13 protein-coding genes are annotated in these 12,464 nt (G+C 68.3%); 2 read left to right on the top strand and 11 right to left on the bottom strand.

The annotated features are described in order from the left end of the window. Positions 1-18: 18 nt before the first annotated feature. A complete protein-coding gene (locus A7X12_RS11645) occupies positions 19-528 on the top strand; it encodes a MucR family transcriptional regulator (RefSeq protein WP_064311803.1) in 510 nt (169 codons plus the stop codon). 42 nt (positions 529-570) lie between these two features. On the opposite strand, the gene A7X12_RS11640 is transcribed toward A7X12_RS11645, so the two are convergent. The 3 genes from A7X12_RS11640 to A7X12_RS11630 all read right to left on the bottom strand — a co-directional run bounded on the left by A7X12_RS11640 (position 571) and on the right by A7X12_RS11630 (position 2,679). After that, on the bottom strand, positions 571-1,494 hold the full coding sequence (locus tag A7X12_RS11640) for a HEPN domain-containing protein (RefSeq protein ID WP_064311802.1): 924 nt from the start codon (positions 1,492-1,494) through the stop codon (positions 571-573). Between the two features lie 70 nt (positions 1,495-1,564). Continuing rightward, the gene (locus tag A7X12_RS11635) at positions 1,565-1,774 is read right to left on the bottom strand and encodes a sigma factor-like helix-turn-helix DNA-binding protein (RefSeq protein WP_064311801.1); all 210 of its coding nucleotides are present in this window, start codon (positions 1,772-1,774) and stop codon (positions 1,565-1,567) included. Beyond that, positions 1,771-2,679, bottom strand: a complete 909-nt coding sequence (locus A7X12_RS11630; protein WP_064311800.1) for an ArdC family protein — start codon at positions 2,677-2,679, stop codon at positions 1,771-1,773. Before A7X12_RS11630 ends, A7X12_RS11635 begins: the two co-directional genes overlap by 4 nt. 756 nt (positions 2,680-3,435) lie before the next feature. Here A7X12_RS11630 and A7X12_RS11625 point away from each other — a divergent pair. Beyond that, positions 3,436-3,657 (top strand): helix-turn-helix transcriptional regulator, encoded by a 222-nt coding sequence (locus A7X12_RS11625; RefSeq protein ID WP_064311799.1) that lies wholly within the window; start codon positions 3,436-3,438, stop codon positions 3,655-3,657. 304 nt (positions 3,658-3,961) lie between these two features. On the opposite strand, the gene A7X12_RS11620 is transcribed toward A7X12_RS11625, so the two are convergent. From A7X12_RS11620 to A7X12_RS11585, 8 genes are all read right to left on the bottom strand, one after another. After that, on the bottom strand, positions 3,962-5,926 hold the full coding sequence (locus A7X12_RS11620; protein ID WP_064311798.1) for a hybrid sensor histidine kinase/response regulator: 1,965 nt from the start codon (positions 5,924-5,926) through the stop codon (positions 3,962-3,964). Next, positions 5,919-6,557: a chemotaxis protein CheX gene (locus A7X12_RS11615; RefSeq protein WP_064311797.1), complete on the bottom strand. Its 639-nt coding sequence runs from the start codon at positions 6,555-6,557 to the stop codon at positions 5,919-5,921. Before A7X12_RS11615 ends, A7X12_RS11620 begins: the two co-directional genes overlap by 8 nt. Next, the gene (locus tag A7X12_RS11610) at positions 6,554-6,937 is read right to left on the bottom strand and encodes a response regulator (protein WP_064311796.1); all 384 of its coding nucleotides are present in this window, start codon (positions 6,935-6,937) and stop codon (positions 6,554-6,556) included. The genes A7X12_RS11615 and A7X12_RS11610 overlap by 4 nt, the downstream gene beginning before the upstream one ends. 78 nt (positions 6,938-7,015) lie before the next feature. Continuing rightward, positions 7,016-7,249, bottom strand: a complete 234-nt coding sequence (locus A7X12_RS11605; protein ID WP_064311795.1) for a hypothetical protein — start codon at positions 7,247-7,249, stop codon at positions 7,016-7,018. Next, entirely contained in the window at positions 7,246-9,156 is a 1,911-nt protein-coding gene (locus A7X12_RS11600) for a chemotaxis protein CheA (RefSeq protein ID WP_064311794.1), read from the bottom strand. Before A7X12_RS11600 ends, A7X12_RS11605 begins: the two co-directional genes overlap by 4 nt. Next, entirely contained in the window at positions 9,156-10,010 is an 855-nt protein-coding gene (locus A7X12_RS11595; RefSeq protein ID WP_064311793.1) for a CheR family methyltransferase, read from the bottom strand. The genes A7X12_RS11600 and A7X12_RS11595 overlap by 1 nt, the downstream gene beginning before the upstream one ends. Further along, positions 10,007-11,086: a chemotaxis-specific protein-glutamate methyltransferase CheB gene (gene cheB, locus A7X12_RS11590; protein WP_064311792.1), complete on the bottom strand. Its 1,080-nt coding sequence runs from the start codon at positions 11,084-11,086 to the stop codon at positions 10,007-10,009. Before cheB ends, A7X12_RS11595 begins: the two co-directional genes overlap by 4 nt. Then, entirely contained in the window at positions 11,083-12,462 is a 1,380-nt protein-coding gene (locus A7X12_RS11585) for a chemotaxis protein CheW (protein WP_064311791.1), read from the bottom strand. The genes cheB and A7X12_RS11585 overlap by 4 nt, the downstream gene beginning before the upstream one ends. Positions 12,463-12,464 lie beyond the last annotated feature (2 nt).

Below are 12,464 nucleotides of genomic sequence, written 5' to 3'. Positions count from 1 at the left end.
AAGGAGCAGGGACGCAGAATGTCTGAGCAGAGCAATACCAACCCCGTTGAACTCGCAAGCGACCTCACCATTGCCTGGCTATCGAACCCGAACAATCGCGCGACGATGGACGATGTCTCCACGTTTCTGCGGAAGATGCATGCAGATGTGATTGAACTTTCAGGTGGTGTCACGAGCGCAGAAGTTGCGAGCGAAGAAACTGCGTCGGAAGAATTCACGCCGGCCGTCTCGGTCCGCAAATCGCTGACCTCGAAAGACCACATCATCTCGCTGATCGACGGCAAGCCATACCGGACACTGCGCCGGCATCTGAGCACGCACGGCCTGACGCCCGAGGAATATCGGGCGCGCTACAATCTGAAGGCCGATTATCCGATGGTGGCGCCGACCTATTCGGAGCAGCGTCGCGCGATGGCGCACAAGATCGGGCTGGGCGCCAAGGGCCGCGCAGCACGCAACGCGCCTGCCGAAGCGCCCGCACCTAAGCCCGCGCGCAAGCCGCGCGCAAAGGCGGCACCGACTACCTGAATTCAATCGCGCGCCGAGGCTCAACGCCTCGGCGCGCGACGATCATGCGGCGGCAGCTTGCTCCAGCGCGGCGATGCGTTCTTCGCAGATCACCTGCACCGCCTGCCCCAGCACTTCGACGCGTTCGCCCAGCCACGCCAATTCCTCGGCGCTGATCCGATAATGCTTCGAATAGCGCGCCTTCACATAGGCTTCCTTCAGCTTCTCGAAGCGAGAGCGATCGATGCGCTGGTCACGTGGCCAAGCGTCGACCAAACGCGGGTCGATGCGTTCAGCCTGGGTACGCAGGAAGGCCAAATTATGCACATGGGGCGTGTAGAAGGTGCAGACTAGCAGCACGCAGTGATACAAGCGCTCGGCGGTCTGATGAAGGTCGAAAGCCGCGTCCCTGTTGAGGCCTTCTGCCATGGCATACCGCGCTAGCTTGAAGCGTGACATCGCAGCCGGCAGCCATTCTTCAAAATACTCTCGGGCCATCGCCACTGCCTGCGGCGGCGTCTTGGGCTTCGGCTTGTGCAGTTCGCTCGGATCGCTCTCGTAGAGCGCGATGCCGTCGCGGGCGACGTCCATGAAGAAGTACCGCCCGTGCGCCAGCCCATCGTTCACCTCCTGCAGGGTGTGCACGATGAAATTGACGGGGGTGCGTAGCGTCTTGGTGATGGCCAGTTCGCGGTTGAGCCGATCCTCGGCCGTCGCCCAGAACTCTACGCGGTCGGTCAGCTTGTCGCTGTTAACGATGATCAGCAAGTCGAAATCCGACTGATAGCCCTTGGCCGTGTATGGCTCGTCGACCCAGCCGCCGCGCGCATAGCTGCCGTACAGGATGACCTTGAGAATGCGCGCCTGCTTCTTCCAATCCGACGTTGCAATGGCGATCGCGTCGCCAAACTCCTCGAACAGGATCTGGACGACGCGCTCCAGCTCGCGCTGCTTGGCTGGGGGCAGATGGTCGAGGCTGGTCCTCATGCGTTGATCCTAACGCGCTGATGCTGCGGCGTACACCTCGCCCGGTTCCCCGGGCGAGGTGTCCCATCGCTCATGGCTGCTCGCCCCGCTCCGCTCGACCCAGCGCGATCAGCACGCGGGCGACCGTCTGCTCGACCTCCGCCACGGTGCAGCCATGGCGCTCGGCCGTTTCGATGTAATCGCAATCATCGAACCGCACCGATCCGAAGATCGCCCGATCGCGCTCGGGAAGCGCCCGGAAGGCGCGGCGCATCCGCCGCAGTCGAAGCCAACGCATCATTGCCCCGCCTCCTCGTCCGAGACGAAGCCGAGCAGGTAATCGGCTGCCTTGCTGGCAGCGCTCGCCGCCCGGAAGATCGCCTTTTCATCCTCACGCAGCACCGCCAGCCAGCTGCCAATATAATCGGCATGCCGCACCGTCGGCCGGATCGCCAGCGACGCACAGGTGAACGCGCTCGCCATCTCGGCGACCAGCTCTTCGCGGGCATAGGCAGCGCTGCCAAATGCCCCCGACTGGTCTCGCCCCAGTCGCGAGCCATGCCCGGTCCAGTGCCCCAGTTCGTGCAGCACGGTGCGATACCAGTTGATGCGGTCGTAAAATGCCAGCTGCGGCGGCACCGCGACATAGTCGCTACCCGGGCTGTAATAGGCCTCGCCGCCTCCGATCCGGAAGTCGGCGCCGCATGCTTCCATCAGCGCATGGGCAGCGGGAATGCGGTCGGCCTCCGCCACCGGCGTGCTCTGCTCGACCGTAGCCAACCGCTCCGGCAGCCCCTCGCACTGGTCGACGTTGAACACGGTGAACCGCTTGAGGAAGGCCAGCTGCCGCGCCTCCCGGTCCTCACCGCGCGCCCGCTCGGCCTCGTCCTTCGAGGTAAAGCGATCCGCATAGCAGATCGTTGTCCCCCGTTCGCCGCGTCGCACGCTGCCACCCGCTGCCTGCGCCTGCCGAAAGGTCAGCCAGCGCTGCGAGGCATAGCGTCCCTCGATCACCGCAGCCCAGAGGATCAGCACATTGATCCCCGAATAGCGCCGCCCGGTCACCGCATTCGCCGGCATCGCGCAACCACACGCCGCTGCATCCCAAGGCTGCACCCAGGGCAGCCGTCCCTGTTCCAGTTCGGCAATCACCCGTCCCGTCACCTCGGCATAGAGGCTTGCACGGTTCTCGTGTCCAACACCCATGGTCCTGCTCCTTTTCAAAACACCGCAACCGGCGCCGGAAGGGCGGGGGGAGCGGCAGGAGCGAACCGGCAGTCCTGCCGTCAGAGGCAGGCCGCACCGAAGGCCGAAACACCGTGGAGGAGCCGGGCACCGCCCGGCTTGCGGCATGCCGCGGCAGGACTAGAGGCCAGCGACGCTCCCCCCGCCATTTCCGCGTGCCGGCGCACCAGCGCCGCCGCGCCAAGCGCGGCGACCATCCTGTCAGCGCAAACGCGCTGCCACGGTGCCCCCGACCAAAACCCGCACCCTTGCACCCGGGCTGGCCTCGCGCGGGCGGCGTGCGCGCGCCAGCACGTGCGCCAGCCGCCGCCCGCGCCTCCCGCCCGGGCAAGTGTGCCACGCGGGCACCAGCAACCTGCAAGCCCTGGTGTCGCCGCAGGCGTGCGCCAGCGCGCGCACCGCACCCGCGTTCCGCTGCCGGCACCTGCCGGCCGCCGATCCGCAGGATCGGCAGCGTCCGCGATCAAAACCCGCAGGGACGAGACGGCCAAGCCGACTCGGCACCGCACAGCGGCGTGCGAGCGCAGTCACGCCGAAGGCGTGAGACGCAGTGAGACATCGAATTTGAAATCGGGGGCCTTCTTGCCCGGACGCATGGCGGCGAGAGTGACCAATTGGCGGCCGTTGGCGGTGTCTGGCACCTTTTCCCCATCCGCCACTCGACGCAAACTTATCCTGGGGCGCTCCACCACTCGCAAACGATGCAAGGTGATAGCAATGCAGATCCAACCCGAACCACTGGACCGCATTCTTCGGATCAAGGCCGTGCTCGCATGCACCGGCCTGACCCGCTCCACCCTCTACCGGAAAATGGTAGCCGGCACCTTTCCCCAGAACACGCAGATCAGCACTCGCTGCATGGGCTGGCGGGAATCCGCCATCGCTGAATGGCTGGATAACCCGATGTCTTATGACGCTGCCAATCGCAAAGGAGGATGACGAGGCCCGCGACGGCCTTTCACACGGTGCCCCCATCCTCCGCCAGCGCCGACTGATTCGGATAATAAACCCGTTCGCTGTTCGGCCGCACGTGGGACATTTCTGCCGTTCGCCAAGGCATTAGGGAACGGCGGGTTGAGGTTAAAGCAGCCTTTGGAGGTCTGCGGCAGTTGTCTCCGCAGGAGTGAGTTGGGTCAATGAACATCCATGGCAATTTTCCATCGGCGAGCCATACGGGTGGGCAAACAGACGCCACCGTCCTGCCCATCATATGAAGGCAGTCCGCTGGCATTGTTCCTTCAGATTAATACTCCCGGTCGAGCAACTCCCGCACCTTGGCGGCCAGCGTGGCATAGGTGAACGGCTTGGAGAGAAGATCGACATCGGGGTCGAGCCGGTCGTCCCGCATGATGGCATCGCGCGTATAGCCGGAGGTGAAGAGCACGCGCAGTTCCGGATGCAACGCCTTCGCACGGCTGGCCAATTCGGGACCGGACATGCGGGGCATCACCACGTCCGTCAGCAGCAGCGTCGCGCCGACGTCGTGGCCGCCGAGCAAGCGCAGCGCGCCATCGCCGTCCTGCGCCTCGACCACCTGATAGCCCAGTTCGCGCAGGATGCCGACCGTATAGGCGCGGACGTCATCGTCGTCCTCGACCACCAGGATGGTCTCGTCGGCATTGCCCATCCGCGAGGACGGGCGCCGCTCCTCGATCTCCAAGAGGACGTCCTGCTGCTTCCGGGCAAGGTAAAGCCGCACGGCCGTGCCGCGTCCTTCGGCGGAGTCGATGGTGATGTGGCCGCCGGACTGTTTCACGAAGCCATAGACCATCGACAGGCCCAGCCCGGTACCCTTGCCGACCTCCTTGGTGGTGAAGAACGGGTCGAACACCTTGGCGACGGTTTCCGGCGACATGCCCGTGCCGCTGTCGGTCACCGAGACGACGACATAGGCGCCCGGCAGGCACCCGCCAGGGCGTGCATCCTGCACCTCCACATTGCGGGCCTCGATGGTCAGCCCGCCACCGCTCGGCATGGCGTCGCGCGCGTTCACCGCGAGATTGAGGATCGCGTTTTCGAGTTGGTGCGGATCGACCTCGACCTTCCACAGCTCCGCGTCGGTGTCGATCCGGATCGCAATCGTCTCGGTGATCGAGCGGGTGAGCAGGTCCGACATGCCGGCCAGCACGCGGGCGATGTCGATCGTCTTGGGTTCCAGCGGCTGGCGACGCGAAAAGGCAAGCAGCCGCTGCGTGAGCGACGCTGCGCGCTCCGCCCCCTTCAACGCATTCTCCAGCGAACGCCGCATCCGCGGATCATGCTCCATGTCCATTCGGCGAACGACCGTGTCGATATTGCCGATGATGACGGTCAGCAGGTTGTTGAAGTCGTGCGCGATGCCGCCGGTCAGCTGGCCGACGGCCTCCATCTTCTGGGCCTGGCGGAGCGCTTCCTCGGCTTCCCGGCGCTCGGCCACCTCCTGCTGGACGCGCATCTCCAGCGTATCCGCCAGCTCGCGCAGCTTGGCTTCCTGCTCCTTGGCTGCGGTGACGTCATAGATCACGCCGATCAGGCGATAGCCGGATCCTTCGCGGACGACCTCGCCGCGGCGCGCGATCCAGCGATGGCTGCCATCGTCGTTGCGGACGATGCGGAACACCGCATCCAGCGTATCCCCGATCGAATCGCTGCCGGGTTGCGGCAGCAGCAGCGGCTCGCCATCGCACAGCACGCTGTTGATCGTCCGCACCGGCAGCACCGCGGCGGGATGCAGGCCGAGCAGCTGGCAGAACTCGGTGGAGACGGTGGCCGTGGCGAAGCCGTCGCTATATTCGAACGTGCCGACGCCGCCCGCCGACTGGGCGATGCGCAACCGTTCCTCGGTTCGCTTGCGTTCGGTGACGTCGATGAGCAAGCCGGTGAAGCGCACCGGCGCGTCATCCTCGTCCAGATGCGCCTGGCCGCGACCGTGCATCCACAGGGTCGATCCGTCGGGCGCGAGCACCCGGAATTCCTTGGAGAAACGCTCCGCCCCGGCGAGCATGCCGGCCACGGCGATGCGGATCCGCGGTCGGTCCGCCGGGTGGATCGCGGCGAAGAAGGTCGCCGTCGGCAGATTCCCCGCGGCAGCCTCGGGTTCCAGCCCGTACAGCTCCGCAAAGCGCGTATCGATGCGCAGGGCGTCGGCCGCGATGTCCCAGTCCCAGCTGCCGCTTGCGCCGGCAGCGGCGAGGATCGAGCGGACCTGCTCGGCGCCTGCCTCAGCCATCGTCCCCGACCACCCGGGCGATGAATTCGTCGAGCAGTTCCTTCAGCTTTTCGAGCGAGGGGATGTCCATGATCATCGCGATATAGCCGCGGATGTCGCGCTTGCGCACGGCGAAGTCGATATAGAGGAACAGCACCAGCCCGTCCTCGTCCTCGGCATTCTCGATCTCGAACAGCGCCGCGCTGTTGCCGTGCAGCACCTCTGGAATGGTCATCGCCAGCGAGCGCTTGAGCATGTTGGCGATCGTGGCGAGGCAGGCATTGAGGATGACGTTGCCGGTTTCGGTCAGCGCCTCGCGCTCCATCTCGGCCAGGTCCTCGGCGGAGAGGCTTTCGCCGGTGACGGCGCGGACCAGCTCCAGGCTGTTGCTCTCGGGGAAGATGAGAAGCGCGCGGCCGGCAAACGCGCCGTCGAAATCCTGCCGCACGGCGACCAGCTCGGCCGCCTCGCGCTCACTGATCAGCCGGGCCGCGCGACGCTGGCTGACGATGTCGATCGCCGGGACCGACAGGGTCACCTGGTCGCCGATCATCTTGCGCAGGCTGGAGGCGGCGCGCCCCACGCCGATATTGACGATCTCGGTCAGCGCATCGCGCTCGAGTTCGCCGAGCGTCACGCTGTCGCGGATCACGCCTTCGCCGATCGCAGGCGAAGCGCGGCGCCCGAGAGAAACGCCTCGAGGCTGTCCGCGCTGACCGGCTTGGGGACGAACGCGGCCCCGATCGCACGGGCGCGAGCGATGATCTCGTCCTGGATGTTGGCGGTGATGATCGCGATGGGCATGTCCGGACGCATCTCGTGGAGCTCGCCGGCAAGTTCCAGCCCGTCCTTGTCGGCCATGTTGAAATCGATCAGGCATACGTCCACCGGCTGGGCGGCGACCACCTCATGCGCCTGCGCTGCGCTGCCCGCCTCGGCCTTCTGCCACTCCGGCTGCAGCTCCGAGAGCGCCTTGCCGGCGACGATGCGCGCAAGCTTGCTGTCATCGACGATAAGGACGGTAACCGGCATTCGGAACTCCAGATCAAGGCGTGCGCAGCACGAAGCGGTTCGGCTGCGCAACAGTCCTAGCGACGAATCGTCCCGATGTCATTGCAACAGATTAAGCAGGTATCGTGCCAGAAAGTCGCCGGGCGGCACGCCGCGTATCGGCGGCCGCGCGGCAAGCAGCACCTGCGCCACCGCAAGATGCAGCCGCTGCGCCGCGCCCAGATCGACCGTCCGCCCGGGCGCTTCCTGCACCGCGACCAGCAACGTGTCCGCATCCTCGGCCGCGCATCGGCCCACCAGATGGATGGCATCGGCATCGATCCGGACGGTCATGCGACCAGCGCCGGCAGATCGAGGACGAGCAGCACGCCGCCATCGCCGAGCAGGGTCGCGCCGCCGATGCCCGACACGCCCGCGAGCAGCCCGCTGGGCGGCCGCACCACCGCATCGATGCGATCCGCGAAGTCATCGACCCGCAGCGCGACGCGTTCGCCCTCGGCGCTGGTGACGAGCAGCTTGGCATGGGCGCCGGGCACCTCCGCACCACCCAACAGGCGGGCGAGGCTGAGCACCGGCACGGTGCGGCCGCGCAGGACACAGGCGGTACCCTCGCCGATCGGCAGCAGCGCCGATTGCTCGACGCGGACGGTCTCCATCACCTGATCGAGCGCCACGCCGTAGCGATCCCCGGCCGCCTCGACGACGAGCAGCCGGGTGGTGAGCGCGTTGGCGGGGAAGCGCAGCCGGAAGCGGGTGCCCTGGCCAGGCGTGCTGTCGATCGCGATCGTGCCGCGCAATTTCTCCACCGCCGCCTGGACCGCATCCATGCCGACCCCGCGCCCGGAGACGCCGGTGACCGTCTCCGCCGTCGAAAAGCCGGGCGCGAAGATCAGGCGGAGCGCGGCGGCGTCGCTCAGCTGGTCGGCGGCCTCGGCCTCCAGCAGGCCGCGGGCCGTGGCGGTCGCGCGGATTCGCGCCGGGTCGATCCCGCCGCCGTCATCGGCCAGGGTAATCGCCACCGCATCGCCCTCCCGGGTCGCGGTCAGCGTGACCCGGCCCTCGGCGGACTTGCCGGCGGCGACGCGCGTCGCCGCATCCTCGATGCCGTGGTCGATCGCGTTGCGCAGCAGGTGCAGCAGCGGCTCGGACAGCCCTTCCGCGATCTGCTTGTCGACCTCCAGCCCGTCGCCCTCGATGGCGAAGGCGATCGGCTTGCCGAGCGTCGCGGCGATCTCGCGGGCCAGCCGCGGCAGGCGGCGGAGCGTCGGCGCGAGCGGCACCAGCCGCACCGCCGCGACGCTGCGTTGCAGGTTGGCTGCGCTGCGTTCGATGCCCGCCTGCGCGGTACGGATGGCAGCGGCCAGCGCGCGGTCCTGCGCCTCGACGCGGGCGGCGAGCGGCGCAAGGGCGTTCACCGCGACCAGCAGTTCGCCGAGGCCGTCGGCCAGCGCGTCGATGCGCGCGGCGTCGATCCGCAGCGTGGTCGTGGGGCCTGCGTCGGCGGGCGCATCGGTGGCGGGCGCCGGGGCGGCAGCCTCGATTCGATGCAGCGCGATCTGGTCCGGCATCATCCGGAAGGCGGCGCGCACCGCCTCCGGCGAGGCTGCGCTCAGCCCTTCGAGGATCGAGATGCAGCGGAAGGGCTCGATCACATCGAGCGCGGGCCAGCGACCTCCAGCCGGACGGATATCGAGCCTGAGCAGGTCCGGGATCGTAGCGACGATCGCCAGCGGATCCTCGCCGCGGAAGAAGCAGTCGGGATCGGGCGTGTAGCGGAACGCCACCACGGGGCCCTCGGCGACGTCGGCCAGCTGCCGGGCCCAGTCCGGTATGGCGGCGGAGGACGACATGGGTGCGGCGGCCTCCCGCCCGGGCAGGCCCGCAATCAACGACGCTGCGATGCCGTCCGCGTCCTCGCCCAGTGTGCCCCGCAGTTCCACTTCGTCGATCCAGCGGTCGACGCCGTCCAGGCACGCGACCAGCGCGACCGTCGCCGCGCCGTCGAGCGTCATGCTGCCTTTGCGGGCGCGTTCGAGCACGTCCTCGGCGGCGTGGAGCGTGCGTTCCGCCGCGGCCATCGGGAAGATCGCGACCGAGCCCTTCAGCGTGTGGATCGCGCGAAAGGCGTCGTCGATCGCGGCGGCGTTGCCGGGGTCGCGCGCCAGCACATCGAACGCCGCCGCCGCCTGGGCGACCAGGTCGCGCCCCTCGACCAGAAATTGCGCCAGCAGCTCGTCCATCACGGCTTACGATAGACGATTGCGTCTTCAAGGCGAGCCATTGTGAACCGGTCCGTGATCCGCGCCATGGATTCGCTGTGCCCGAGGCAGACGAAGCCGCCGCTGTTGAGGCTCTCGAACAGGTTGGATGCCGCCAGCTGCCGCGAGTCATCGTCGAAATAGATCAGCAGGTTGCGGCACAGGATCACATCGAACCGGCCGAGCCCGGTGAGCGTCGCGCGATCGACGATGTTGGCGGGGGTGAAGCGCACCGATTCGCGCAGATCGTCGATGATCTTGCGGCGGTGGCCGCGCTCGGGCTCGAAATAGCGCTCGACCACGTCCGCCGGCAGCCTGGCCAGCGCGCGTGCCGCGTAGCGCCCCGCCTGCGCCTGGGCGAGCGCGGCGGTATCGAGGTCCGAACCGACGATCTCGATATGATAGGCGTCGACCAGCGGCCAGTTTTCGAGCAGCCAGATCGCGATCGAATAGGCCTCCTCGCCCGTCGAGCAGGGCATCGACCAGATGCGGATCAGGTCGCCGGGGCGCCGCGTGCGGATCAGCTCGGGCAGGATCTGCCGGGCGAGCGCGGCGAACTGGTGCTCCTCGCGATAGAAATAGGTCTCGTTGATCGTGAAGGCGTTGATCAGCGCCTCGCGCTCGGCGGGGTTGGCGGCAACGAAATCGAGATAGCGCGTCGCCTCGGTGATCCCGCTCCGCGCCATCCGCGCACCGATCCGCCGCTCGATATAATAGCGCTTGTTGGCGCCGAAGATCATGCCGGTCCAGCGATAGAGCAGCGCCCCCACCCGCGCGACCTCGTCGTCGGAAAGCGCCGCCGGGGGCGCGCTGGCGAGGGTGCTTTCCCGCGTCACCGTGCGAAGCAGGCGAGCAGTTCGGCCGCGAGCCGGTCCAGCGGTGCCACGATCGTGGCGCCGCCAGCGGCGACCAGCGCCCCCGGCATGCCCCAGATCACCGCACTCTTGGCAGATTCCGCAAGCGTCGTGCCGCCCAGCGCCTTCAATTCCGTCATGGCGCCGGCTCCGTCATTTCCCATACCGGTCATCAACACGCCAACCAGCCGCTCGGGTGCGACGCTCTTCATCGCGCTCGCCACAAGGCGATCGACGCTGGGATGCCAGAAATGGTCGGCGCTACTCGGCGCGGCAGCAGCGGCGAGCGCCCCGGCACGGCGGGTAACGACCAGATCGGCATCGCCGCGACCGATATAGACGTTGCCGGGCGCAAGCACCGTCGTGCCCGTCACCTCCTGGACGCTCAGCGCGCAGAGCTTGTCGAGCCGCCGCGCGAGCGGGCCGGTGAAGCTCGCCGGCATGTGCTGCGCGACAAGAATCGGCCAGGGGAAATCCTCGGGCAAATTGCCGAGCAGCGCATCGAGCGCTGGCGGCCCGCCGGTCGAGCAGCCGACCAAAACGAGCCCCTCGGGTGGCAGCGGCGCCGCGAGCGGCGCGGTGCGACGCGGCGCGGCGGGCTTGGGTTCGGCGGCACCCTCTGCCCGTGCCCGAACGCGCTCGCGCAGCCGCGTCGTCCGCGAGATCCGCGCGCCCGCTGCGCTACGGACCTTCTCAACCAGCGCGGGGACGACGGAATCGATTTCCAGCGACAGCGCGCCCCGCGGCTTGGCGATGAAGTCCACCGCGCCGAGCTCGATCGCCTCCAGCGTCTCGTCCGCCCCCTCCGCGGTCAGCGCCGAGACCATCACCACCGGGCACGGCCGCGTCACCATGATCCGGTCGAGGCATGCAAGCCCGTCCATGCCGGGCATATGGATGTCGAGCGTGATCACGTCGGGCGCGACCTCGGCGAGCAGATCGATCGCCTCGGCGCCATTCCGTGCGACCGCCACCTCGAACCCGCCGGCCTCGGTGAAGATGTCGACCAGCAGGCGCCGCATCAGCGGGGAATCGTCGACGACGAGCAGCTTGATCACGATGCGGCGGCCATGCCCCGCAGCAGATCCTGTTCGGCGCGGTCGAGCAGTTCGCGCGGCGAGACGATCAGCACAATCCGGTCCTGATCGGGCAGATTGGCGACCCGTTCGAACACGCGCGTCTCCGCACCGCCGAGGTCGGGCGCCGGGCCCACCGCATCGGCGGCGATGCGCAGCACCTCGGAGGCGGAATCGACGACGAAGCCCACCTGCAGATCGCCGATGCGGACCACCACCACGCGCCGCTTGCCGCCCGCCGCCATGGCCGCGCCGAAGCGCTCGGCCTGGTCGATCACCGGCACCACCGCGCCGCGCAGGTTCATCACCCCCTGCACGAAGGCGGGCGCCTTGGGCAGGCGGGTGAGCTTGCGCGGCAGGGGGGCGACTTCCCCTACCGCGGCGATCGGCAGCGCGAAGTCGCTGTCGCCGATCCGGAACAGGAGAAACTGTTCGCCCGTCGCGTCCATGGCGCTTTCCTCGATCTCGTTCGCGGTGCTGGCTTGCGTGAGCCGAGCGGTGATGTCCTCGCGCAGCAGATGCTCGGCGGCGAGCAGCGATACCAGCCGCCGTCCCCCGTCGAGCCGGCACATCGCCTGAATCCGCGCCTCGGCACTCCCCCGGGTAAGCACCTGCGGGATCGCGTCGATCGCGGTTTCGGGCACGCGCTCGACCCCGCGGATCGAATCGACCACCAGGCCCACGCGGTGCGGCCCGATCCGCGCGATCACGACGCGGGTGCGCGAGGTCGCTGCCGCCGCCGGCATCGCGAGCAGCGCGCGGAGGGAGAGCAACGGCAGCAGCGCGCCGCGTACGGTGGCGCTGCCGACGACCACCGCTTCGGCGTGCGGCATTGCCGCGATCGCCTCGGGCAGCCGCAGCACGCTCTCGACGGCGCCAAGCGGCAGCGCGAATTCCTGACTGCCGAGCGCGAAGACGACGAGCGGCAGCACCGCATGGTCCGCGGCTTCGGCCACCATTTCCTCCGCTACGGCGCGACCGACGCCCCGTCGGCTGCCATCCGGGGCCAGGCTCGCCGCGATCAGCGCGGGCAGATCGAGCATGCGGGCGCCGCTATCGCCGTCCTCCGCCAGCGCATCGACGGCGTCCACCGCCAGCCCGAACAGCGCGCCGTCGTCGACGATCACCACCCGCCGCGCGACGCCGACCGGGCGCTCCACCATTTCGGCCAGCGACAACACCGGCACCACCGCCCCGCGGATATTGGCCAGCCCCAGCAGCGCCCTGGGCGCATGCGGCACCCGCGTCAGCCGCGGAATCCGGGCGACCTCGCGGACGATCGGCGCGGGCACGGCAAGCCGTTCGCCGCCGGCTTGCAGCGTCAGCACCCGAAGCCCCGCCTCGCCCTCGCTGCCCATCG

The sequence above is a fragment of the Sphingomonas sp. TDK1 genome, from assembly GCF_001650735.1.
In the GTDB taxonomy this organism is placed as follows: Bacteria; Pseudomonadota; Alphaproteobacteria; order Sphingomonadales; family Sphingomonadaceae; genus Sphingomonas.
This window is presented reverse-complemented; position numbering and strand designations above follow the sequence as displayed.

Bases quoted from the DNA above. Each gene is read 5' to 3' on its own strand.
- A7X12_RS11640 (WP_064311802.1), bottom strand. From the start codon at position 1,494: ATGAGGACCAGCCTCGACCATCTGCCCCCAGCCAAGCAGCGCGAGCTG.
- A7X12_RS11630 (WP_064311800.1), bottom strand. From the start codon at position 2,679: ATGGGTGTTGGACACGAGAACCGTGCAAGCCTCTATGCCGAGGTGACG.
- A7X12_RS11645 (WP_064311803.1), top strand. From the start codon at position 19: ATGTCTGAGCAGAGCAATACCAACCCCGTTGAACTCGCAAGCGACCTC.
- A7X12_RS11585 (WP_064311791.1), bottom strand. From the start codon at position 12,462: ATGGGCAGCGAGGGCGAGGCGGGGCTTCGGGTGCTGACGCTGCAAGCC.
- A7X12_RS11600 (WP_064311794.1), bottom strand. From the start codon at position 9,156: ATGGACGAGCTGCTGGCGCAATTTCTGGTCGAGGGGCGCGACCTGGTC.
- A7X12_RS11605 (WP_064311795.1), bottom strand. From the start codon at position 7,249: ATGACCGTCCGGATCGATGCCGATGCCATCCATCTGGTGGGCCGATGC.
- A7X12_RS11625 (WP_064311799.1), top strand. From the start codon at position 3,436: ATGCAGATCCAACCCGAACCACTGGACCGCATTCTTCGGATCAAGGCC.
- A7X12_RS11635 (WP_064311801.1), bottom strand. From the start codon at position 1,774: ATGATGCGTTGGCTTCGACTGCGGCGGATGCGCCGCGCCTTCCGGGCG.
- A7X12_RS11610 (WP_064311796.1), bottom strand. From the start codon at position 6,937: ATGCCGGTTACCGTCCTTATCGTCGATGACAGCAAGCTTGCGCGCATC.
- A7X12_RS11620 (WP_064311798.1), bottom strand. From the start codon at position 5,926: ATGGCTGAGGCAGGCGCCGAGCAGGTCCGCTCGATCCTCGCCGCTGCC.